Source organism: Lysobacter enzymogenes (assembly GCF_023617245.1).
GTDB lineage: Bacteria > Pseudomonadota > Gammaproteobacteria > Xanthomonadales > Xanthomonadaceae > Lysobacter > Lysobacter yananisis.
On sequence record NZ_CP067396.1, the window covers coordinates 4,491,946 to 4,514,579 of the forward strand.

General features: G+C 70.7%; 21 protein-coding genes and 2 pseudogenes. 18 read left to right on the forward strand and 5 right to left on the reverse strand.

What is annotated here, in order from left to right; translation table 11 throughout:
- Window positions 1-21 precede the first annotated feature (21 nt).
- The 10 genes and pseudogenes from JHW41_RS18530 (at window position 22) to JHW41_RS18570 (ending at window position 9,192) form a co-directional block, all read left to right on the forward strand.
- Window positions 22-654 (forward strand): LysE family translocator, encoded by a 633-nt coding sequence (locus JHW41_RS18530; RefSeq protein WP_057946651.1) that lies wholly within the window; start codon window positions 22-24, stop codon window positions 652-654.
- Window positions 655-810: 156 nt separating this feature from the next.
- A complete protein-coding gene (locus tag JHW41_RS18535) occupies window positions 811-1,545 on the forward strand; it encodes a tellurite resistance TerB family protein (RefSeq protein WP_250444317.1) in 735 nt (244 codons plus the stop codon).
- A gap of 349 nt (window positions 1,546-1,894) precedes the next feature.
- Window positions 1,895-2,425 (forward strand): hypothetical protein, encoded by a 531-nt coding sequence (locus tag JHW41_RS18540; RefSeq protein ID WP_250444319.1) that lies wholly within the window; start codon window positions 1,895-1,897, stop codon window positions 2,423-2,425.
- 331 nt (window positions 2,426-2,756) lie between these two features.
- Window positions 2,757-3,524 (forward strand): hypothetical protein, encoded by a 768-nt coding sequence (locus JHW41_RS18545; protein ID WP_250444321.1) that lies wholly within the window; start codon window positions 2,757-2,759, stop codon window positions 3,522-3,524.
- Window positions 3,525-3,706: 182 nt separating this feature from the next.
- Window positions 3,707-4,270 carry a hypothetical protein gene (locus JHW41_RS18550; RefSeq protein WP_250444323.1) on the forward strand — a complete coding sequence of 188 codons (564 nt, stop codon included), beginning with the start codon at window positions 3,707-3,709 and terminating at the stop codon, window positions 4,268-4,270.
- 16 nt (window positions 4,271-4,286) lie between these two features.
- The gene (locus JHW41_RS18555) at window positions 4,287-4,742 is read left to right on the forward strand and encodes a PIN domain-containing protein (RefSeq protein WP_250444325.1); all 456 of its coding nucleotides are present in this window, start codon (window positions 4,287-4,289) and stop codon (window positions 4,740-4,742) included.
- Window positions 4,721-4,771, forward strand: a pseudogene (locus JHW41_RS27380) (hypothetical protein); the annotation flags it as partial. The gene JHW41_RS18555 and the pseudogene JHW41_RS27380, both read left to right, overlap by 22 nt.
- 158 nt (window positions 4,772-4,929) lie before the next feature.
- Window positions 4,930-5,754 carry an AraC family transcriptional regulator gene (locus JHW41_RS18560; protein ID WP_078998754.1) on the forward strand — a complete coding sequence of 275 codons (825 nt, stop codon included), beginning with the start codon at window positions 4,930-4,932 and terminating at the stop codon, window positions 5,752-5,754.
- Between the two features lie 169 nt (window positions 5,755-5,923).
- Window positions 5,924-6,895, forward strand: a complete 972-nt coding sequence (locus JHW41_RS18565; protein ID WP_250444326.1) for a DMT family transporter — start codon at window positions 5,924-5,926, stop codon at window positions 6,893-6,895.
- A gap of 230 nt (window positions 6,896-7,125) precedes the next feature.
- Window positions 7,126-9,192, forward strand: a complete 2,067-nt coding sequence (locus JHW41_RS18570; RefSeq protein WP_250444328.1) for a TonB-dependent receptor family protein — start codon at window positions 7,126-7,128, stop codon at window positions 9,190-9,192.
- 50 nt (window positions 9,193-9,242) lie between these two features.
- Here the strand turns inward: JHW41_RS18570 and JHW41_RS18575 are convergent, their stop codons facing one another.
- The 5 genes and pseudogenes from JHW41_RS18575 to JHW41_RS18595 form a co-directional block, all read right to left on the reverse strand.
- Complete coding sequence (locus JHW41_RS18575) at window positions 9,243-9,722, reverse strand: hypothetical protein (protein ID WP_250444330.1); 480 nt, start codon at window positions 9,720-9,722, stop codon at window positions 9,243-9,245.
- A gap of 294 nt (window positions 9,723-10,016) precedes the next feature.
- Window positions 10,017-12,278, reverse strand: a complete 2,262-nt coding sequence (locus tag JHW41_RS18580) for a DUF5916 domain-containing protein (RefSeq protein WP_250444332.1) — start codon at window positions 12,276-12,278, stop codon at window positions 10,017-10,019.
- A 359-nt stretch (window positions 12,279-12,637) separates the two neighbouring features.
- A complete protein-coding gene (locus tag JHW41_RS18585) occupies window positions 12,638-14,128 on the reverse strand; it encodes a DUF3734 domain-containing protein (protein ID WP_250444333.1) in 1,491 nt (496 codons plus the stop codon).
- 143 nt (window positions 14,129-14,271) lie between these two features.
- Window positions 14,272-15,057, reverse strand: coding sequence for a 3-hydroxybutyrate dehydrogenase (locus JHW41_RS18590; protein WP_057946640.1), 786 nt, complete (start codon window positions 15,055-15,057; stop codon window positions 14,272-14,274).
- A 493-nt stretch (window positions 15,058-15,550) separates the two neighbouring features.
- Window positions 15,551-16,015: pseudogene (locus JHW41_RS18595) on the reverse strand (SET domain-containing protein); the annotation flags it as partial.
- A 263-nt stretch (window positions 16,016-16,278) separates the two neighbouring features.
- Here JHW41_RS18595 and JHW41_RS18600 point away from each other — a divergent pair.
- The 8 genes from JHW41_RS18600 (at window position 16,279) to JHW41_RS18630 (ending at window position 22,536) form a co-directional block, all read left to right on the forward strand.
- Complete coding sequence (locus JHW41_RS18600) at window positions 16,279-16,740, forward strand: SUF system Fe-S cluster assembly regulator (protein WP_057946639.1); 462 nt, start codon at window positions 16,279-16,281, stop codon at window positions 16,738-16,740.
- 16 nt (window positions 16,741-16,756) lie between these two features.
- Window positions 16,757-18,232: a Fe-S cluster assembly protein SufB gene (gene sufB / locus JHW41_RS18605; protein ID WP_250444335.1), complete on the forward strand. Its 1,476-nt coding sequence runs from the start codon at window positions 16,757-16,759 to the stop codon at window positions 18,230-18,232.
- Window positions 18,229-18,432 (forward strand): hypothetical protein, encoded by a 204-nt coding sequence (locus tag JHW41_RS18610; protein WP_250444337.1) that lies wholly within the window; start codon window positions 18,229-18,231, stop codon window positions 18,430-18,432. The genes sufB and JHW41_RS18610 overlap by 4 nt, the downstream gene beginning before the upstream one ends.
- Window positions 18,416-18,547 carry a hypothetical protein gene (locus JHW41_RS26005; RefSeq protein ID WP_284499504.1) on the forward strand — a complete coding sequence of 44 codons (132 nt, stop codon included), beginning with the start codon at window positions 18,416-18,418 and terminating at the stop codon, window positions 18,545-18,547. Before JHW41_RS18610 ends, JHW41_RS26005 begins: the two co-directional genes overlap by 17 nt.
- Window positions 18,548-18,566: 19 nt before the next feature.
- Window positions 18,567-19,331 carry a Fe-S cluster assembly ATPase SufC gene (sufC, locus tag JHW41_RS18615; RefSeq protein ID WP_057946636.1) on the forward strand — a complete coding sequence of 255 codons (765 nt, stop codon included), beginning with the start codon at window positions 18,567-18,569 and terminating at the stop codon, window positions 19,329-19,331.
- A gap of 25 nt (window positions 19,332-19,356) precedes the next feature.
- On the forward strand, window positions 19,357-20,652 hold the full coding sequence (gene sufD / locus JHW41_RS18620; RefSeq protein ID WP_250444339.1) for a Fe-S cluster assembly protein SufD: 1,296 nt from the start codon (window positions 19,357-19,359) through the stop codon (window positions 20,650-20,652).
- A 103-nt stretch (window positions 20,653-20,755) separates the two neighbouring features.
- Complete coding sequence (locus JHW41_RS18625) at window positions 20,756-21,997, forward strand: cysteine desulfurase (RefSeq protein WP_078996821.1); 1,242 nt, start codon at window positions 20,756-20,758, stop codon at window positions 21,995-21,997.
- A complete protein-coding gene (locus tag JHW41_RS18630) occupies window positions 21,994-22,536 on the forward strand; it encodes a GNAT family N-acetyltransferase (protein ID WP_250444341.1) in 543 nt (180 codons plus the stop codon). The genes JHW41_RS18625 and JHW41_RS18630 overlap by 4 nt, the downstream gene beginning before the upstream one ends.
- Window positions 22,537-22,634 lie beyond the last annotated feature (98 nt).

The following is a 22,634-nucleotide window of genomic DNA, read 5'->3' on the forward strand; positions in this document are numbered from 1 at the left end:
CTGCCTTCGCGCGCCGCCGCCATGTTCGACGCCTCCACCCTCGCCGCCTACCTGATCGCCGCCGCCGTGCTGGTCTTCATTCCCGGCCCGGGCACCGCATGGATCGTCGCCCAGAGCGCCGCCGGCGGCACCGCGCGCGGCATCCAGGCCGCGTTCGGGCTGGAAACGGCGACCTTGATCCACGCCCTCGCCGCCGGCCTGGGCCTGTCGGCGCTGCTGGCGACCTCGGCGCTGGCGTTCGAAGTGCTCAAGTACGCCGGCGCGGCCTACCTGATCTGGCTCGGCATCAAGGCCTGGCGCGGCGGTCCGGCCACGGCGGCGCCGGCCGCGGACGCGCCGCCGCCGGCGCGGATCTCCGCGCGCCAGGTCTATTGGCGCTCGGTCATGACCGGCGTGCTCAACCCCAAGGTGGCGCTGTTCTTCCTCGCCTTCCTGCCGCAGTTCGTGCATCCCGAGCGCGGCATGGTGTGGCTGCAGTTCCTGGTCCTGGGCGCGTTGCTGTCGCTGATCGGGCTGAGCAACAGCCTGATCCTGAGCTTCGCCGTCGGCCGCTTCGGCCGCCGCTTCGGCGGCGGCGGCGGACGCTGGAAGGAACGCCTGACCGGCAGCGTGTTCATCGCCCTGGGCCTGCGCCTGGCCGTGCAGCAGCGCTGAGCCGCGTGCGCGTCGGCGCCGTTACGACCGGTCGTGCGGATCGGACCTGCTTGAACCGAGCCTTTACGCAACCGCGCAGCCCGATCCGCGCGGCTTGAACCGGCGGCGGCGCAACCACAGGTCGGTATTTCACGACCTCGAACCGGAGCGCCGCGCATGAAGACCCAAGGCTTTCTCGACCAGTTGCTCAAGACCGCGCAGAACAGCCTCGGCGGCGGTGGCGGCCTGGGCGATCTGCTCGGCGGCGGCAAGCCGCTGGCGCGGACCGAGCCGCAACGCGGCCATGAGCGCCGCGACGAACCCTCGCGCGGCCTGCTCAACGCCGACTTCGGCAAGGGCGCCCTGGCCGGCGGCGCGCTCGGCCTGTTGCTGGGCAACAAGAAGCTGCGCAAGCACGCCGGCAAGTTCGCCCTGGCCGGTGGCGTGGCCGCGGTCGGCGTGCTGGCGTACAAAGCCTACGGCGACTACAAGCGCCAGCAGGAAGGGCCCGGCGCGGCCGAACCGCGCACCGTCGACCGCCTGCCGCCGCCGCAGGCCGAACAGCACAGCCGCGCGATCCTGCAGGCACTGGTCGCCGCGTCCAAGGCCGACGGCCACATCGACGCGCGCGAACGCGAGGCGATCGAAGGCGAGTTCGTGCGCATCGACGGCGACGCGCAACTGCGCACGTGGCTGCACGCGGAACTGGAAAAGCCGCTGGACCCGGCCGAAGTGGCGCGCGCCGCCGAGACCCCGGAGATCGGCGCGGAAATGTACCTGGCCAGCCTGCTGGCGGCGGACGAACAGAACTACATGGAACGCGCCTACCTCGACGAACTGGCGCGCCAGCTCAAGATCGACGACGCGCTCAAGGCGCGGCTGGAACAACAGCTGCGCGACGCCCAGGCCTGATCGCCGCGGGCGTCGCGTGCCCTCAGCCCTTGCAAGAGCGGCTGGGTCAACGCTCGTAAGAGTAGCCAGCTTGTCGGAATAGCTCGCTTGCAGGGGCGGCCAGCGCCTGTGGGAGGGACTTCAGTCCCGACGCCTTCCGATCCGATGCGGAAGGACTTCGGTCCCTCCGCTTTCCGATCCAACGGAAACGGCCTCTGCCCGCCTTTCCGATCCCAGGCCGCACACCGCCGCGCAGCCCGCCAGCGCCTTCGCGACGCCCGCCACGCTCCGTCGCGCGCGCAGTCGCCAGCGGCCGAGGCAACCGCTAGCATCGCCCACGCGCCGCCCGGCGCGCCTGCGGACCGATGCCATGCGATTGCTGATCCCCGCCCTGCTCGCGCTGACCTTCGTCGGCTGCTCCTGCCAGCGCAACGCCGACGACGACGGCGGCGACGGCACCGCGCTGCCGGCCCAGGCGCAGACACCCGAGACCGCGGCCGCGCCCAGCGCCGCGCAATTGCGCGCGCAAGCGCTGGAACAGCGGCGCAACGACGCCTACACCGACGCCGTCGGCACCCTGCACCTCTACCTGCAGCGCGTCGGCGCCGGCGATCAGGACGCCGCCGACAAGTTCTGGGGCTACCAGCGCATGCCGCGCGGCAACGAGGAATCCAACCTACGCGCGCTCAAAAACCTGCGCGGACTGCGCATCCAGAACCAGACGCCGGAGCCGCTGGACCAGGAACCCGTGCCGGAACTGCTGCGCATTCCGGTCGATCTGCGCGCGACCTTGGAGAACGGCGAGAACCGCCGCTACACGGGCTGGTACCGCTTGCGCCGCAACCAGGTCGAACAACGCTGGGAGCTGACCGGGGTGCTGGTCGCGGCGAAGTTGCAGTAAGACGTTGCGGTAAACGCAAGCTCCGCCGCGAGCGCGAACTCCACGTTCGCTGCTGCACGCGCAACGCAAACCACGACAGCCTCCTGCAGGAGCGGCGCGAGCCGCGATCGCGAACCTGCACGCCACCGCGCAACGATCCGCAGCCCATACGCCCGGACTGCGCGCCGCATTCTGCGACCACCGCCCGCCACCCGCCGCTGAACCCGCGCTGCGCACCGAACCGCCGCGGCCGCAGACCGCCAACGCGCGAACGCCGCGGCCCGCCAGCGCGGCTTACACTGCCGGACTCGCGTCGCGACCGCGGCGCGCCCCGGATTTTCAGGATTCCGCCATGCGCCTTTCGCCTGTCCTCGCCCTGCTGACCGCCGCCGCGTTGGCGGCCGCGCTCGCCGCCTGCGGCGGCAAGGACGCCGCAGCCGGCGGCGACGGCACGGTCGCGGGCGATCCGGCCTCGCTGCCGGTACCCGAAGGCGGCGGCCGCGGCGGCATCACCGGCATGCCCGACGCCGGCCAGCCCGGCCCGGCCGGCGCCCCGGCCGCGGCGCCGCCACTGGACGAGAACGGCAATCCGCTGCCGCCGGCCGATCCGGCCGCGCTCCCGGCCGATCCCGACGCCGTCGCCGCCAACGATCCGGCCCTGCCGGTGCCGGCCGGCGCCGATCCCGCCAACGCAGACGCCGCTTCGGCCAGTCAGCCGGCCGCCGACGGCGCCGCGACCGCCGCCGAACCCACGCCCGAAGACGCCGTCGCCGTGGTCCGCGATTACTACGCCGCGATCAACAGCCGCAACTACGGCCGCGCCTACGCGCTGTGGTCCGACGGCGGCCGCGCCAGCGGCCAGGACGCGCAGCAGTTCGCCAACGGCTTCGCCAATACCGCCGGCGTGAGCGTGGAACTGGCGCCGCTGGGCCGCATCGACGCGGGCGCCGGCCAGCGCCACATCGAAGTGCCGGTCTCGATCATCGCCACCCAGCGCGACGGCAGCCAGCGCCGCTACGTCGGCGGCTACACCCTGCGCCGCGCCGTGGTCGACGGCGCCAGCGCCGAACAACGCGCCTGGCGCATCGCCAGCGCCGACATCCGCGAGCTCAAGCCGTGAGCGCGACGCGCGCCGCCGCCGCGCTCGCGTGCGCGCTGGCCTTGGCCGGGTGCCAGCGCGAAGCCGCCGCGCCGGCGCCGAAGACGCCCGCGCCGGCCGCCGCACCCGCACCCGCATCCGCATCCGCATCCGCAGCGACGATCGCAGCGGGCGACGCACCCCAGCAGCCCGCACTCGCACCGGTGAGCGACTACGTGCTGCCCGGTGCGCTCGCGCCCGATCTGGGCGTCGAACAACTGCGCCAGTTGTTCGGCGCCGACAACGTCCTCATCGACGAGCGCCTGCCCGGCGCCGAGGGCGAGGAATTCCGCGGCGTGCGCCTGTTCGACGGCGACCCGACCCGGCGCGCGCGCGTCTATTTCCAGGACAGCGAGAAACTGCGCGGCCTGTCGATCGTCGTCGTCGACGAACCGCGCAGCCGCTGGCGCCTGGACAACGGCTTGAAGATGGGCCAGACGCTGAGCGAACTGACGCGCCTCAACGGCAAGCCGCTGCGCTTCTTCGGCCTGGACTGGGATTACGGCGGCGTCGTTTCCGACTGGAACGGCGGCGCGCTCGCGCCCAAGGACGGCGATCCGGTGCGGCGCAACGCGCGCCTGGGCCTGGCCGAGGACGCGCCGACGCAGGCGCAGGTGCCGGCCGGCGATGGCGAGTTCTCCAGCGACGACAAACGCTATCCCGAACAAGGCCGGCTGTTGCGGGTCGGCGAGCTGAGCGTGTCGTTCCCTGGCGAGGACGATCTTTGACGCCGTGGCCGCACGCATGAACGCCGTGCCGCGGATCGTGCTCGACAGCAACGTCTGCCTGGACCTGTTCGCGTTCGCCGATCCGGCGGTGGCGCCGCTGCTGCAGGCGCTGCGCAGCGGCGCGGTGGCCGCGGTCACCGACGCGCCCTGCCGCGAGGAATGGCAGCGCATCCTCGACTATCCCCAGCTCGCGCTGGACCCGGCGGCGCGCGCGCGCTGCCTGCGCGAGTACGACGAAGTGCTGCGGCCGTTCGCGCACGATGGCGCAGGCGAAACCAAGCTGCCGCGCTGCGCCGATCCGGACGATCAGAAATTCCTGGAACTGGCCCATGCGGCCGGCGCGCGCTGGCTGCTCAGCCGCGACCACGCCCTGGTGGTGCTGGGGCGGCGGACCGCGCGGGCGGGCTGGTTCGAGATCATGACGCCGCGGACCTGGGTGGCGTTGGAGGCGTGGCGCTCGCCTGCGGGTTGATCGCGATCTGGGACAAAAGCGTCGGGCCTGAAGGCCCTCCCACAAAAGCAGGTCATATCGGATCTGAAGGCCCTGCCACAGAAGCCAGCGCCTTCGGCCGGAGCCGGCTGTTGTGGGAGGGCCTTCAGGCCCGATGCTTTCGTCTCAGATCGCCGCGCCCCCCGAACCCGCATGCCATACTCGCCGCATGCAAGGCGTGCCCGACCGCTTCGACGCCACCTCCGACGCCGCCCAGTTCCGGCAGGTCGCGCATCGCCCCGGGGTCGAGCTTTACCGCGCGCACATCGTCCGCCACTCCTTCGATCCGCACACCCACGAAGCCTACGGCCTGGGCGCGATCGAATCGGGCGTGGAGCGCTTCCGCTACCGCGGCAGCGATCACCTCGCCCCGCCCGATTCGCTGGTGCTGATGAATCCGGACGTGCTGCACACCGGCCACGCGGTCACCGCCGAGGGCTGGCGCTACCGGATGATCTATGTAGAGCCCGAGGCCGCCGCGCAGATCACCGGCGACGAAGGCTGGTGGTTCGACGACGCGGTGCGCCACGATCCCGCGCGCGCGCGCCGGGTCACCGCGCGCCTGGATGCGCTGTGGCATGCGCGCGAACCGCTGGCCTTCGACAGCCAACTGCACGCCCTGCTCGACGAATTCCGCGACCACGCGCGGATGCCGCGGCGGGCGCGGCCGGAGGCGCCCAAGCGCTTCGTCCCGGTGCTGGACTACCTGCGCGCGCAGTTGGCCGAACGCGTGACGTTGGAAGAACTGGCCGCGGTCGCCGACCTGAGTCCATTCCACTTCCTGCGCCAGTTCCGCGCGCAGTACCACGTCACTCCGCAGCAGATGCTGATGGCGCTGCGCCTGTACGAGGCCAAGCGCCTGCTGGCCGCGGGCCTGCCGCCGGCGCGCATCGCCGCGGAGACCGGGTTGACCGACCAGGCCCACTTCACCCGCGCGTTCCAGCGACGCTACGGCATCACGCCTGCGCGCTACCAAAAGCAACTCCGCGGCTGATCCGACAGCCCTCGTGCAGGAGCGGCGCGAACCGCGACCGCGGGCTTGCACGATTGCGCCGTAAGCGGGGTGTCGCGGTCGCGGCTCGCGCCGCTCCTACAGGCGATACCGGCGCCCGACCGCAATCTGGTACAAGACGCCGCCGCGGCCGCCGCGCGATCCTGCGGCCATGTTGCTCGGAACCCTCTACGCCCTGCTCGCCGGCCTGATCTGGGGCCTGGTCTTCGTCGGCCCGCTGTTGCTGCCCGAGTACCCGGCCGCGCTGCAGTCGGTCGGCCGCTACCTCGCCTTCGGCCTGATCGCGCTGCCGCTGGCCTGGCTCGACCGCAAGGCGCTGCGCCAGCTCGGCCGCGCCGACTGGATCGAAGCGCTGAAGCTGTCGCTGATCGGCAACCTGCTCTATTACCTGTGCCTGGCCAGCGCGATCCAGCGCGCCGGCGGGCCGCTGCCGACCATGATCATCGGCACCTTGCCGGTGATCATCGCGATCAGCGCCAACCTGCGCAACGCTCGCCGCGACGGCCGCCTGCCGTGGGCGCGGCTGGCGCCGTCGCTGTTGCTGATCGCGCTCGGCATCGCTTGCGTCAACCGCGCCGAACTGCGCGAGCTGCAGTCGCAATCGCACGCCGACCTCGGCCGCTACGCGGTCGGCGGCCTGCTCGCCTTCGGCGCGGTGATCTGCTGGACCTGGTATCCGCTGCGCAACGCCGACTGGCTGCGCGCGCACCCCGACCGCAGCCCGCGCAGTTGGGCCACCGCGCAAGGCGTGGCGACGCTGCCGCTGGCGCTGGCCGGCTACATCGCGTTGTGGCTGTACATGGGCGCGACCCACTCGCCGTTCCCGATGCCGTTCGGTCCGCGCGCCGGCTACTTCGTCGCGCTGATGGTCGCCATCGGCCTGCTCGCTTCGTGGGTCGGCACGCTGTGCTGGAACGAGGCCAGCCAGCGCTTGCCGACCGCGCTGGCCGGGCAGCTGATCGTGTTCGAAACGCTGTTCGCGCTGACCTATGCCTTCATGCTGCGCGGGCAGTGGCCGCCCGCGCTGACCCTGGCCGGAATCGGGCTGCTGGTGGCCGGAGTGTTGTGGGCGTTGCGGATCAAGCCGGTGCCGCCGGAGGTCGCGGTGGAGAGCGCGGCTTGAGTGGGTGCGGCGATCTGAAACGAGAGCATCGGGCCTGAAGGCCCTCCCACGACTCACGGGCATCGGGCCTGACGCCCTGCGCAAAAGCGCTGCGCGGCGCGCTCATCAAGAGAGCTTGACGCGGTATCGCGGCGCGGCCGGCCATGCTTGCCAGCGCGGCATTTTGCCGCATCTGCGCGCGCGGACGCGGCACTAGGCTGGCCGACATTTTCCCGCGGCCAGGGCCTCGCATGCGCATCGTCACGCTTTCGCCCGTCTTGCTGTCGCTGGCCTTCGCCGGCGCCTCACACGCGCAGTCGGCCGCCACCGAGGCCACCACGCTCGACCGCTTGCGCGTGCACGGCCAGCGGCCGGCCACGGTCGCCGCGCCGGCGCAGGCGCGCGAGCGCCTCGCGCAGCGCGCCGGCGCGACCGCCTGGGTCGACGGCGAGTCTTACCGCGGCGGCCGCGTGAGCACGCTGACCGATGCGCTCGGCTATGCGCCTGGCGTATTCGTGCAGCCGCGCTTCGGCGCCGAGGAAGCGCGCTTGTCGATCCGCGGCTCGGGCCTGCAGCGCACGTTCCACGGCCGCGGCCTGGAACTGTTGCAGGACGGCAGCCCGCTCAACCTCGCCGACGGCGGTTTCGATTTCCAGGCGGTGGAGCCGCTCAGCGCGCGCTACATCGAGGTCTACCGCGGCGCCAACGCGCTGGAATACGGCGCGGCCACGCTCGGCGGCGCGATCGATTTCGTCTCCCCGACCGGCTACGACGCCGCGCCGCTGCGCGCGCGCATCGAAAGCGGCGCGTTCGGCTATCGTCGCGGCCAGCTCGCCATCGCCGGCGCCGCGGGCGCAGCCGACGGCTACGCCAGCCTCAGCGGCTTGCGCCAGGACGGCTTTCGCGATCACGCCGAGCAGGAAAACTACCGGCTGTTCGCCAACGCCGGTTATCGCTTCGGCGACGCCCTCGACGGGCGGCTCTACTTCACTCACGTCGATACCCGTTCGGCCTTGCCCGGCAACCTCACCCTGGCCGAATCGCGGCGCGATCCGCGCCTGGCCGCGCCGGGCAACCTGGCGCTGGATCAGCGCCGCGATTATCGCCTCGACCGCCTTTCCGGCCGCCTGGCGTGGTCGCCTTCGGCCGCGGGCACGCTGACGCTGTCGGCGTACTACGCCGACAAATCGCTGCACCATCCGATCTTCCAGGTGCTGCGCCAGGACAGCCGCGACTACGGCCTGGACCTGCGCTGGCGCGGCCACTACCAGGGACTCGGCCTGCGCCACGATCTGATCGCCGGCGTCGCCTTCGCCCAAGGCGAGATCGACGACCGGCGCTGGTTCAACCTCGCCGGCCGCGCCGGCGCGCCGAGCAACCGCTTCGACCAGCGCGCGCGCAACGCCAAGCTCTACCTGGAAAACCAGAGCTGGCTGTCGCCGCGCTGGGCGGTTTCGCTCGGCGCGCAGGCGCTGCGCTCGCAGCGGCGCTCGCGCGATCGGTTGATCCTCGGCGGCCGCGACGAGAGCTTCGACAAGGACTACGGCGGCGTCAGTCCCAAGCTCGGCCTGCGCTACCTCGCCGGCGACGGCGTGCAGTGGTACGCCAACCTCAGCCGCAGCCTGGAACCGCCGAGCTTCGGCGAACTCAGCGGCGGCCCCGGGGTGACGCCGGTGGACAAACAGCGCGCCGACAGCGGCGAGTTCGGCCTGCGCGTGCAGCGCGAAACCCTGTCGCTGGACTTCGCCGCGTATCGCGCGCGGATCCGCGGCGAACTGCTCGCGCTCAACGACGGCCAAGGCAATCCGCTCGGCACCGTCAACGCCGGCCGTACCCTGCACCAGGGCATCGAATTCGGCCTGGGCTGGCGCTTCGCCCGCGCCTGGACGCTGTCGGCCAACTATCTCTACAACGACTTCCGCTTCGACCGCGACCGCGACCGCGTCTACGGCGACAACGACCTCGCCGGCGCGCCGCCGCAACAACTGCGCGCGCAGCTGCGCTGGTCGCCGGACGAACGTTTCTATCTCGAACCGAACATCGAGTGGACGCCGCAGGACTACTACATCGACCACGCCAACACGTTCAAGGCGCCGGGCTACAGCGTCGCCGGCCTGCGCGTGGGCGGGCGCATCGGCGCGCAGTGGAACTGGTTCGCCGATGCGCGCAACCTCGCCGGGCGTAAGTGGATCGCCAGCACCAACGCCATCGCCGACGCGCGCGGGCAGGACGGGCGCAACGTCCTGCCGGGCGACGGGCGCGCGGTGTATGTCGGGCTGGAGTGGTCGGGCGACCGGATCGGCGCGCGCGGCGACTGACGCCGACGATGGCGGCGCGCGGCGGCCGTGCGGCCGCCGCGCGCTCGCGCTCAGTTCCAGCAGCTGCTGGGCTGGTCGATCACGGTGATCCAGAAGCGCGTGGTCGCGTCGATGTTGCCGTAGGCCTGCCAGCCCCAGCCGCCGTCGCCGTCGTGATGGCTGGCCATGCGGTAGCCGGGGCCGAATTCGGCGCGGCAGAACGCATCGGCTTCGCCGCGCGACTTGAACGCATCGCCGCGCACCGCGCGGCTCAACGCGATGTTGCCCTTGGCCCAGCCGTTGTAGAAGTCGGTCGGCACCGGCGACGGCGCGCCGTCCTGGTTCAGACACAGCACCGGCAGGCGCGCCGAACACACGGTGTCGCCCTGGTAGGCGTCGCATTCGGGGGAAAAGCAGGCGACGCGATCCACGCCGTTGGCGTGGCCGGCCTTGCGCCAGGTCACGCCCTTGCCGCCGGCGGCGACGGCGGAAAACGCGATCAGGCTCAGCGCCAGGGTGCAGGCGGCGATGCGGATGGCACGAACGTCCATGGACTTGCTCCTTGTCGGATACGGGCGGAGGGACGCGGTCGCCCGCGTGCGCGCACCGCCCGGACCGCGGCGGCGCGCGCGTGCGGAAACCGCGCCGGCACGCGCAGGCAGCGGTGCCGGCGCGAACGTCTATCACCGCCGCCCGCGCCGAACCGGTACTGCTAAGCCCTTTGCCCGCTGCGTTCGCGAACCCAGGCGCTCGATCACAAGCCGCGCGCGATGCGCGGGCCGGAACCCCGACGCGGGCCAGCCCGGCTCAAAGCCAACGCCGTCATCGCCTGCGCGCGACGGCGGTCAAATCTCGAACCGGTACGACAGCTTCACCAGCAACTGCTCGCTGTCGCGCAGGCCGAACGCATCGCCGAACTCGCTGCCGACGTCGCGGCGGCGCGCGCCTTCCTCGTACATTTCGCCGCCGCGCACGTAGGCGATGTACAGATACGACAGCGGCGCCAACTCGTAGCGATAGCGCACCTGGAAGGCGAGGTTGCGCAGGCTGAAGTCCGGCACCGCCTCCTCGACCCGCAACGGCCGGCCGGCGGCGTCGACGCGATACACCTGGCGCTGGCGCGCGTCGATGCCGATGGTCTCCAAGCGCACGCGCAGTTCCTGTTTCTCGTCGATGAACCACTCCATCCCGCCGTTGAGGCTGAGGATGTCGGCGCGGAAATCGGCGATGCGGTTGTCGCCGCGCCACAGCAGCCAGGCCGGATCGTGGCTGTATTCGACGCCGGCGAACAGCAGCATGCGGTCGCTGACCTGATAGTTCGGCTCCAGGTACACGGTGGCCCGGCCCTGGTCGAGATCGCCCAGCCCCTCGGCCTTGTAATACGCCTCGGTGTACAGCGACCACGGGCTGTCGCCCTGGCGCGGGCGCAGGCGTTCGTAGCTCAGGAACGCCTTGGCCGGCATCCGCACCGTGCCGTGGCCGCGGGTGAGCAGGTCGTCGTGGCCGCCGCTCCACAGCGAGGCCTCGACGAACTCGGTGCCGCCGTCGCGCATGTTGCTCTGGCGGTTGACGGCCACCGCGTCGGCGATGCGCACGCCGTCGTCGCTGTAGCGGCGCGAGCCGGCGAAGTGCCAGTCCTGGCTGGCGTAGGCCGAATCGGCCGGCAGGTCGGTCTTGCGCTTGGCCAAGTCGTAGCGCAGGTAGTTGAAGTTGTTGCGCTCCAGGTAACCGAAGTCGTTGAGCATCAGCTCGCGTCCGACGTGCAGGCCGTACAGCTGCTGGCGCCAGCCGCCGCCCATGTCGTAGTCCACGCGCAGCTGCGCGCCGCTGTCGCGCCGGTTGCGCCCCTGCTGCTGCACGTCGGAAGCCACCACGGTGCCGCGCAGCGACCACTGCGCGTTCGGCGCCCAGCGCTGGTCGAATTCGTAGACGTTGGCGATGCGGTCCTGGAACGGCCGCTCCACCCGCGTGGCCATCGCGCCCAGGCCGAAACGTTCGAAATCGCGGGTGACGCGGGCGGCATAGAAATCGCGGCCGGCCGCGTCGCCTTCGCTGGCGGCGAACACGCCGTAGTTGAGTCCGCCGGCGCTGCCGTTGAGCTTGATCGCCGCGGCCACGTCGCCCGAACCGTTGCCGTCGTCGGCCTGGGCGCCGACGCGGCGGGTGTAGATCAGCCGGCTGTTGTTGTTGTACGAACCGAACGGCACGTCGAAGAAGCCCTGGTTCTCGGTGAAGAACGGGCGCTTGTCGCTGAAGAAACTCTCGGTGGCGCTGAAGTTGACGGTCAGCTCGTCGCTCTCGACCTGGCCGAAATCCGGATTGACGGTGGCGCTGAGCTGGAACGCGCCGCTGGGTTTCCAGAACAGGTCGAAACCGCCGTCGACGTCGCTGGCGTGGCCGACCGCGTCGCCGATGGCCACCGCATACGGCGTGATCGCCAACAGCGATTGCCGGTAGGCCGGCACCTCGACGCGGTTGAACGCGCTCAGGTAACGCGCCTCGGTGTAGTGCACCGCCGGCCACGACAGGCGCTCGCCGCTGGAGGCGACGACGCGGTCGAGCTGGATGCCGAGCGTGCGCATGCCGCCGGCGCCGCCGCGCATCGGCGCGATGTGCCAGGGGATCAGCATCTCGGCCGACCAGCCCTGCTCGTCTTCGCCGGTGGCGTGCAGCCAGTGGCCGTCCCAGTCGTTGTTGAAGCGGTTCTCGTTGGTGACGGTGGCGTCGGTGATGCTGTTGGCCAGGGTCACGGTGAAGTTGTAGCCGGTGCGGCCGTCGCCGTCGAAGTCGACGTAGAGATTGACCCGGTCGACGGTGCCGTCGCCGTCGCGCTGGGTGTGCTGGCGCATGCGCGGCACCCCGGCCGGCTGGGTGTTGCGGAAGGCCACGGCCAGGCCGCGCTCGGTCGCCATCAGCCAGGCCTGGGTCGGCAACCGGCCCGGCTCGCGCGAGAGCGGCTGGGTGTGGCGGAAGTCGTCGATGCGCTGGGCCTGGGCCCACTCCTGCGGATCGATGCGCCCGTCGATCTCCACGGCCCGCGCGCACGGCGCGAGCGAGACGGCGGCACAGGCGGCCGCCAGTGCGGCGATGGTGCAACGATGGCGCATGGCGCGCTCCCCGGGACTGCGTGGACCGTCGCGGGCGAGCCGGGCCGCGCGCGGATCGCGGCGAACGGCACCGCGACGGCGCGCAGACTAGCGGTGCGGCGGCTTTGCGCTAACTGGCGTAAGTCATGGCAACCCTCGGCGTTCGCGGCGCATCGGAGCCGTTGGGACCGCAGTTCAGGCAGCCGCATGGCTGTCGGGTGACAAGGATCAGCCGACGCAAGCCGCGGAGTTATTCCTGTAGGAGCGGCGCGAGCCGCGACCGCGGGGCATCGGACTCGCGCCGTCGGCGTGAACGAGCGCGGTCGCGGCTTGCGCCGCTCCTACAGGGGGAGTGGCGCCGGCGCGACCGGGCGGAGCGCTCAGGGCGCGGTCGCGTCGTGCGCCACGAACGCCGATTCGCCCTGCGGCAGCTGCAGCCAGTCCGGATGGCTCAGCGCGCGGGCGATGTCGCCCTGCCCCGACAGCCAGTGCTCGCGCATCGCCACCCGGCCGAACTGGTAGTCCTTGAAGTGGCCGATCTTGGCGCGGTCGCGGTAGATCAGGTGGATCACGCTGTAGCGGCGGTCGCAGGCCAGTTCGGCCGCGTGCTGGGCCCAGGGATTGCTGGCGCGCACGTCCTCGGGGATCTCTTCCAGCAGCTCGCGCAGCAGCCGGCGGTAGTGCTGGAACACGCGCTGGGTGTCGGTGATCAGGCGGGTGCGGCTGGAATACTGGATTTCCTTCTGCCGCTCGGCCACGTCGAGCAGGTTCTGCGGCGGCTCGCCGCGCGCGTTCCACAGGTCGACCTGGAACACCAGGGTGTCGCGGCGCGGGCTGGCGGTCAGCACCTGCGACAGCGGCGTGTTCGAGACCAGCCCGCCGTCCCAGTAGAACTCGCCGTCGATCTCGATCGCCGGGAACGCCGGCGGCAGCGCGCCGGAAGCGAGGATGTGGCGCGCGTCCAGGCGCATCTGGGTGTTGTCGAAATACTCCAGATTGCCGGTGCGCACGTTGACCGCGCCGACGCTGACGCGGATGCCGCCGTCGTTGAGCCGGTCGAAGTCGACCAGGCGCTCGAGCGTGGCGATCATCGGCGAGGTGTCGTAGAAGCTCGCCGCGGCCGGGCCGGGCTGGCCGCCGGCCCACAGCGACGGGTCGGGGCCGAGCCAGGCGCGCGGCTGGTAGAAACCGCGCTGGCCTTCGATCAACGCGCGCCAGGCCTCCCAGGTGTCGAGCCAGGCGCGGGTGTCGGCGTCGATGCCGTCGAAGCGCGCTTCCTGGCCGAACGTGGTCGCGGGAAAAATGTTCGGGCGCGAGATCGTGTCCCAGAACTCGCGCAGCGCGGCCATGCGCCTGTCCGGCGGGTTGCCGGCGATGATCGCGGTGTTGAACGCGCCGATGGAGATGCCGGCGATCCAGTTGGGCGCGATCCCGGCTTCGAACAGGCCTTGGTAAACGCCGGCCTGATACGCGCCGAGCGCGCCGCCGCCTTGCAGGACCAGGGCGATGTTCTCGGGCAGGGCCGGCGCGGCGTCGTGCACGCGCTGCGCCGATTCGCGCGCGGCGCGCTCGGTGGCTTCGGCGCGGCGCGCCTGGCGCGGCGTCGCCGGCGCCGGCCCGGCCGCGCGGCGCGCGCGGGCCGGCGGTGCGCTGGCGCGCGCGGCGGCGCCCGGCTCGCGCTTCGGCGGTTCCTTGCGCGGCGGAGTCTTGGACGGCGGGTCGCGCTTGGCCGGCGTCGCCGGCTTCGGATCGCGCTTGGCCGGCGCGGCCGGCTTGGGATCGCGCCCGGCCGACGCGGCCGGCCGGGGATTGCGCTTGGCCGCCGCGCGCGAAGCGCCGGCGGCGGTCTTGCGGGAACGCGGAGCGGGCATCGCGGCCTCCGAGGGTGGTTGCCGTGTCGGGGCCGCCCGTTCGCGGCGGCCATGGCGCGAGGGCCTTCAGGCCCGATGCCTGTGTTCCCATTCCAGCCATCGGATCGGGAGGCACCGGGCCTGAAGGCCCTGCACGCAACGGTTTACTGCATGTACCAGCCGTGGCTGACCACGAAGCTCTGCCCGGTCAGCGCCGCGCTCGGGAACTCGGCCAGGAAGCGCACCGTCTGCGCCACGTCCTGTACGGTGGTGAACACGCCGTCGACGGTGTTGCCGAGCATGACCTTCTTGATCACCTCGTCCTCGCTGATGCCGAGTTCCTTGGCCTGCTCGGGGATCTGCTTGTCCACCAGCGGGGTGCGCACGAAGCCGGGGCAGACCACGTGGCTGCGCACGTTGTGCTTGGCGCCCTCCTTGGCCAGCACCCGCGACAGCCCCAGCAGGCCGTGCTTGGCGGTGACGTAGGCCGACTTCAGCGGCGAGGCCTCGTGCGAATGCACCGAGCCCATGTAGATCACCACGCCGCCCTTGTCGCCCTTGTACATGTGCGGCAACGCGGCCTTGGTGGTCAGGAAGGCGCCGTCGAGATGGATGGCGAGCATCTTCTTCCAGTCGGCGAAGGCGTAGTTCTCGATCGGATTGACGATCTGGATGCCGGCGTTGGAGACCAGGATGTCGATGCCGCCGAGCTGCGCGACCACCTGCTCGATGCCGGCGTTGACCGCGGCTTCGTCGGTGACGTCCATGGCCACGCCGATGGCGCGGCCGCCGGCGGCGGCGATCTCGTCGGCCACCGCCTGCGCGCCGGCCTGGTTGAGGTCGGCGATGGCGATGGCGGCGCCGGCGCGGGACAGCTCGAACGCGATTTCCTTGCCGATGCCGCTCGCGGCACCGGTGACGACGGCGACTTTGCCTTGGATCGAACTCATGGGAACCCAACTCCTGGACGATGCGGAAGACGATGCGGAATGAGCGCGCCGCGACGGCGGACCGGCGGCCATTGTCGCCGCGCCGCGTTATCGCGGCGTGGCGGCGGCTGCATCGCAGTGTCCCGCCGCGCGAGGGCTACGGGAATCGGACCTTCGTCCGCGGGGGAAGTTGCGCGGGGAGTTTGCGCAATCGGCCGGTCCGGGCAGGGCCGGACGCCCCACCGGTAGGAGCGGCGCAAGCCGCGACCGCGAAAACGAATCGCCGGCGAACGCCCGGCCTCTCATGGTCTACCCGGCCTGCGTCCGGCCGGAACGTAACGGGGGCCTGCGGCCTGCGCGCAAGCCCCATCGGCGCGGTCGCGGCTCGCGCCGCTCCTACAGGGAACGGGCGCCGCCTCGCCGCGATCGGTCAGTCCTTGTTCTTGCCTTTCTTGTCCTTCTTTTTCTTCTTGTCTTTCTTCTTGTCCTTGTCCTTCTTCTTTTTCTTCTTGTCCTTCTTCGGCTGCAGCATCGTCCCGGTGCAGTCCGGCGAGCCGCAGCGGCACTCCCAGATCTTCTTCAGTTCCTTGGTGTGCTTTTCGGCCAGGGTGATGCCGTAGTTGTAGGACAGTTCCTCGCCCGGGGCGATGTCGCGGATCGCCTCGATGAACACCTGGTCCAGGCGGCGGTCGTCGCCCTCGTCCTCGTTCAGCACGGCCTCGCAATTGGGCGAGCAGCTGTGGTTGATCCAACGCGCGGTGTTGCCCTCGTAGTTGGCGTCGATCACGTACTCGTCGTTGAGGGTGAACAGGAAGGTGTGGCCGGAGTCGGCGTCGCCGGTGTCGCCGGCGTCGGCTTCCTCGTGGGTGCGGCGGCGGCCCTTGTACTCGATGACGCGTTCGCCCTTGGCGATCGGGGCGACGGCGAATACACCGTTGCCGTGGATGGCTGAACGACGGGCGGCGATCTTGCGCGGCATGACGATTCCCAAAATGACGAACCGGCATTCTCGCCTGCCGGAGGCGTCCGCCGCCATCGCCGGGGTCGCCTTTTCCGCCGCGTCCGCGCGGGGGGCCGCGGTCCGGCCCGGCGCCGGCACAGGGCGATACGAGGCGCCGCGGCGGCGCCCAGGCCGCTGAATCGCGCAAATCCCCCGGCTGGCCCCCGGCGGAATAAAACCGTACAATTTCGGTACGAATTAACGCCCGCCCTCACCAGCCCGCCCTCAGCGCCCCCACGCCGATGCTCCGCGTCACCAAGCTCACCGACTACGCCACGGTCGTCCTGACCGTCCTGGCGGCCCAGCACGACCGCGTCCTCAGCGCGGCCGAACTGGCCGAACGGGCGGGCCTGGAAGCGCCGACGGTCAGCAAAGTGCTCAAACCGCTGGCCCAGGCCGGCCTGGTCGAGGGCTTCCGCGGCGCCAACGGCGGCTACCGGCTGGCCCGCCCGGCCGACGAGATCGGCCTGATCGAGATCGTCGAGGCGATGGAAGGCCCGCTCGGCATGACCGAATGCAGCCTGCACGAAGGCCAATGCGGCCTGGAAAGCCAGTGCGGCGTGCGCGCCAACTGGCGCCGGATCAACGACGTCGTGGTCGAAGCCCTCAGCAACGTGACCCTCGCGCAGATGCTCGCTCCTTCTTTTCCAACCGAAACAGTCGCCACCGCCAAGCGCATCGACCTGCGCCTGGCCGGCGCATAGACAGTAGGCAGCCGCCATGGCCACCGACATCAAGACCGCCCCCGCACCGGCGGGCGACATCGCCAATCGTGAGATTCACGAGCAACTCGGCCGCCGCTACGAAGCCGGGTTCGTCACCGACATCGAATCCGACAGCCTGCCGCCGGGCCTGGACGAGGACACGGTGCGCGCGCTGTCGGCCAAGAAGAACGAGCCGCAGTGGATGACCGACTGGCGCCTGGCCGCCTACCGCCATTGGCTGACCATGCCGATGCCGCACTGGGCCAAGCTCAACATCGCCCCGATCGACTTCCAGGCGCTTAGCTACTACAGCGCGCCGAAGGCCAAGTACAACTCGCTCGACGAAGTGCCGCAGGAGCTGCTCGACACCTACGACAAGCTCGGCGTGCCGCTGCACGAGCGCGCGCGCCTGGCCGGCGTGGCGGTCGACGCGGTGTTCGACTCGGTCTCCGTCGGCACCACCTTCCGCAAGGAACTGGCCGAGAAGGGCATCATCTTCTGCTCGATGTCCGAGGCGATCCGCGAGCATCCCGAACTGGTGCGCAAGTACCTCGGCAGCGTCGTGCCGGTCGGCGACAACTACTTCGCCGCGCTCAACTCGGCGGTGTTTTCCGACGGCAGTTTCGTGTTCATCCCCAAGGGCGTGCGCTGCCCGATGGAGCTGAGCACCTACTTCCGCATCAACGCCGGCCACACCGGCCAGTTCGAGCGCACCTTGATCGTGTGCGAGGACCAGGCCTACGTGTCGTACCTGGAAGGCTGCACCGCGCCGATGCGCGACGAGAACCAGCTGCACGCCGCGGTGGTCGAGCTGGTCGCGCTGGAAGACGCGCAGATCAAGTACTCCACGGTGCAGAACTGGTACCCCGGCGACGAGGAAGGCCGCGGCGGCATCTACAACTTCGTGACCAAACGCGGCGAATGCCGCGGCGCGCGCAGCAAGATCAGCTGGACCCAGGTCGAGACCGGCTCGGCGATCACCTGGAAATACCCCTCGTGCGTGCTGCTGGGCGACGATTCGGTCGGCGAGTTCTACTCGGTCGCGCTGACCCACCACCGCCAGCAGGCCGACACCGGCACCAAGATGATCCACGTCGGCAAGCGCACCAAGAGCAAGATCGTCAGCAAGGGCATCAGCGCCGGCCGCGGCCAGAACACCTACCGCGGCCTGGTGAAAGTGGAGAAGAACGCCGCCGGCGCGCGCAACCACACCCAATGCGACAGCCTGCTGATCGGCAAGAAGTGCGGCGCCCACACCTTCCCCTACATCGAGGTCAAGCACCCCGACGCCACGGTCGAGCACGAGGCCACCACCTCCAAGATCAGCGAGGACCAGCTGTTCTACTGCCGCTCGCGCGGCATCGGCGAGGAAGACGCGGTGTCGATGATCGTCGACGGCTTCTGCAAGAGCGTGTTCCGCGAACTGCCGATGGAGTTCGCGGTCGAGGCCAAGAAGCTGTTGGAAGTGAGCCTGGAGGGCTCGGTCGGATGAGCGGCGGCGTCGTGCGCAGCTTGCGTTTCGTCGCGCCGGAGGAACAAGAGGCCGGGACGCGGCGTTATTGGCGCTCGCGTCCGCCGGAAGAGCGGCTGCAGGAGACATTGAACCTGCATCGGGAAGGAAACGAGCTGTTCAAGAACGGCAACCCGCCCTTCGCGTATGTGCTCGAGTTCCGCGATGTCCCGGCTCCCTGACGACTGGGGCGAGTTCCTCGACGCGCTGGGCACCCATCGCGTCGACCTAGGCAAGAACCAGAAGGCCGTAGGCCGCCTGCAAGACCTGGCGGACCTGGAACGGCTTGACGACTGAATCAACCAAGAATCCCGCCATGCTCAAGATCGAAAACCTCCACGTCTCCGTCGCCGGCAAGGAAATCCTCAAGGGCCTGACCCTGGAGCTGATCCCCGGCCAGGTGCACGCCATCATGGGCCCCAACGGCGCCGGCAAGTCCACGCTCGGCAACGTGCTGGCCGGGCGCGAGGGCTATGAGGTCACCGCCGGCAGCGTCGAGTTCGACGGCCGCGACCTGCTCGCGCTGGAGCCGGAAGAACGCGCCGCCGCCGGTGTGTTCCTGGCGTTCCAGTATCCGGTCGAGATCCCGGGCGTGAACAACACCTATTTCCTGCGCGCTGCGCTCAACGCCCAGCGCAAGGCGCGCGGCGAGGCCGAGCTCGACTCGATGCAGTTCCTCAAGCTGGTGCGCGAGAAGCTCGCCGTACTGCATCTGAAGGACGAACTGCTGCACCGCGGCGTCAACGAAGGCTTCAGCGGCGGCGAGAAGAAGCGCAACGAGATCTTCCAGCTGGCCCTGCTCGAACCGCGCCTGGCGATCCTCGACGAAACCGATTCGGGCCTGGACATCGACGCGCTCAAGGCTGTGGCCGACGGCGTCAACGCCCTGCGCTCGCCCGAACGCGCGTTCCTGGTCATCACCCACTACCAGCGCCTGCTCGACTACATCAAGCCCGACGTGGTGCATGTGCTGGCCGACGGCCGCATCGTCGAAACCGGCGGCGCCGAACTGGCGCTGGAGCTGGAAGCGCACGGCTACGCCTGGCTCAAGGACCGGGTCGCGCCGCAGAGCGCGGCCTGACGGCGCGAGCACAGGAGACCACCCGATGAGCGCCCTGCTCGACGCTTTCGCTTCCGCCTTCGACGCCCTGCCCGCGCGCGAATCCGCCGGCCTCGGCCAGACCCGCCGCGCCGCGCTCGACGCCGCGCTGCGCGACGGCCTGCCCGGTCCGCGCACCGAAGCCTGGAAGTACACCCCGTTGCGTTCGCTGGAACGCCGCGCTTTCGCCGCCGCCGACGCCGCGCCCGCCGCGTTCGACGCCGCCGCGGTCGCCGGCATCCCGGCGCCGCGCATCGTCTTCCACAACGGCCGCTTCGATGCCGGCCACAGCGACCTGTCCGGCCTGCCGGCGGGCGTGAGCCTGCAGCCGCTGTCGCAGGTATTGGCCGGCGACGATGCGCGCGAAGCCAACTTCCTCGCCCGCCGCTTCGAGCGCGCCGACGAAGTGTTCGCCCGCCTCAACGCCGCGCTCGCCGACGAAGGCGCGGTGCTGCGCGTGGACGCCGGCGTGCGCGCCGACACCGCCGTGCACTTGGTGTTCGTCGCCAGCCCGAGCGAGGGCGACCGCGCCTGGCACCTGCGCCACCTGATCGAACTGCGCGAGGGCGCCCGCCTGACCGTGGTCGAGCACCACCTGGCCAGCGACAGCCACAACCACCTCGGCAACAGCCTGACCCACGTCCACCTCGCCCCCGACGCGCACCTCGCGCATGCGCGGGTGCAGGACGAGGCGCTCGGCGCGACCGTCATCGCCCGCACCGACGCGGTGCTGGCGCGCGCCGCGCGGTACCGCCGCCTCGATCTGGAACTGGGCGCCGCGCTGAGCCGGCACGAACTCAACGCCGCCCTGCACGGCGAGGGCGCGCACGTGCACGCCAACGGCGTGCTGCTGGCCACCGGCCGCCGCCATCTCGATACCCGCCTGGGCATCGACCACGTCGGCCGCGATACCCAGTGCGAGCTGGTCTGGCGCGGCCTCGGCGCCGGTCGCTCGCGCGCCGCGTTCCACGGCGGCATCCTGATCCGCGAAGGCGCCGACGGCAGCAACGCCGCTCTGTCGAACAAGAACCTGCTGCTCAGCGAAGGCGCCGAGATCGACACCCAGCCGGTGCTGGAGATCCACGCCGACGAAGTGCAGGCCGCGCACGGCGCCACCGTCGGCCAGATCGACGCCAACGCCCTGTTCTACCTGCGCTCGCGCGGCGTGCCGGCCGAGGCCGCGCGCGCCCTGTTGACCGCCGCGTTCTGCCGCGAGACCGTCTCGGTGCTCGAGGACGAGAGCGTGCGCGCGATGCTGGAAGTGCGGCTGAATCTGGCGCTGGAGCGCTTGCAACCGGCTTGAAGCGAGGAGCGAGCGGAGAGGAGCAAGGAGTGAGAAAGAGCTCTTCGCCGCTTCCGCTCACTCCTCACTCCTCTCCGCTCACTTCTCGCTTATCGGGAACACGATGACCGTCGCAGCCCCCACTCCCGCCGCCATCGACTGGACCGCCGTGCGCGCCGATTTCCCGGTGCTCACCCGCGAAGTCCACGGCAAGCCGCTGATCTATTTCGACTCGGCCAACACCGGGCAGAAGCCCAACGCGGTCATCGAGACCGTCGACGACTTCTATCGCCGCCACAACGCCAACGTCAGCCGCGCCGTGCACACGCTCGGCACCGAGGCGACCGAAGCCTACGAAGGCGCCCGGGCCAAGCTGGCGCGTTTCCTCAACGTGCGCGGCGACGAGTTGGTGCTGTGCAGCGGCACCACCTTCGCGATCAACCTGGTCGCCTATTCCTGGGCGCTGCCGCGGCTCAAGCCCGGCGACGCGATCGTGCTCACGCGCATGGAGCACCACGCCAACATCGTGCCGTGGCAGTTGGTCGCGCAGCGCACCGGCGCGACGATCAAGGTCGCCGAACTCGACGAACTCGGCCGTCTCGATCTCGCCCAGTTGTATTCGCTGCTGACGCCGGAAGTGAAGCTGCTGGCGCTGACCCACGTGTCCAACGTGCTCGGCACGGTCAACCCGGTGCGCGAGATCTGCCGCGAGGCGCGCAAGCGCGGCATCGCGACCCTGGTCGACGGCTCGCAGGCCGCGCCGCATCGCGCGCTCGACATCGCCGCGATCGGCTGCGACTTCTACGCCCTCACCGGCCACAAGATGAGCGGCCCCACCGGCACCGGCGCGCTGTGGGCGCGGCGCGAGCATCTCGACGCGATGCCGCCGTTCATCGGCGGCGGCGAGATGATCAAGGAAGTGCGCTTCGAAGGCACGGTGTTCGCCGACGGCCCGCGCCGCTTCGAGGCCGGCACGCCGAACATCGCCGGTTTCGCCGGGCTCGGCGCCGCCGTCGACTACCTCGGCGCGCTGGGCATGGACAACATCGAAGCGCGCGAGCAGGCCTTGCTGGAGCGCTTCACCGTCGCGCTCGGCGAGGTCCCCGGCCTGCGCATCTTCGGCACCGCGCCGGACAAGGCCGCGGTGGTGAGCTTCCTGGTCGAAGGCGCGCACGCCCACGACCTGGCCACCCTGCTCGACCTGGAAGGCGTGGCGATCCGCTCCGGCCACCACTGCGCGCATCCGCTGATGCAGCATTTCGGGGTGCCGGCCACCTGCCGCGCGTCGCTGGCCTACTACAATACCTTCGAAGAAATCGACGCCTTCGTCGCCGCCCTCAACAAGGTCCGCACGCTACTCGCATGAGCCTCGACGCACTGACGTTCCGCCCCGCGACCCTGGCCGACACCGACGCGGTCGTGGCCTTGGTCGAATCGGCCTACCGCGGCGACTCCGGCCGCCGCGGCTGGACCACCGAATCGGACCTGCTCGACGGCCGCCGCACCGGCGCCGACGAGATCCACGCGGTGCTGGCCAAGCCGCGGAACATGATCCTGCTGGCCGAACTCGATGACGGCAGCGGCCCGCGCTTGCTCGCCTGCGCGCACATCGCGATCGAGGACGGCGCCGGCTATTTCGGCATGTTCTCGGTCGACCCGGGCCTGCAGAACGGCGGCATCGGCAAGCGCGTGCTGGCCCAGGCCGAGCGCGTCGTGCGCGAACAATGGCAGACGCCGACGATGCGCATGACCGTGATCAACGTGCGCGAGGAACTGATCCAGTACTACGTGCGCCGCGGCTACCTGCGCACCGGCCGGTTCAAGCCGTTCCCCTACGGCGACGCGCGGTTCGGGCTGCCCAAGCGCGACGACCTGAGTTTCGAGGTGCTGGAAAAGTCGCTGTGAATTTTTGGGGGACCCGGGACCGGGGACCGGGGACCGGGGACCAGGGACCCGTAGAGGCTCGCCGCGCCTTACCGCATACCCTGCCTTCGGGTTCCCGG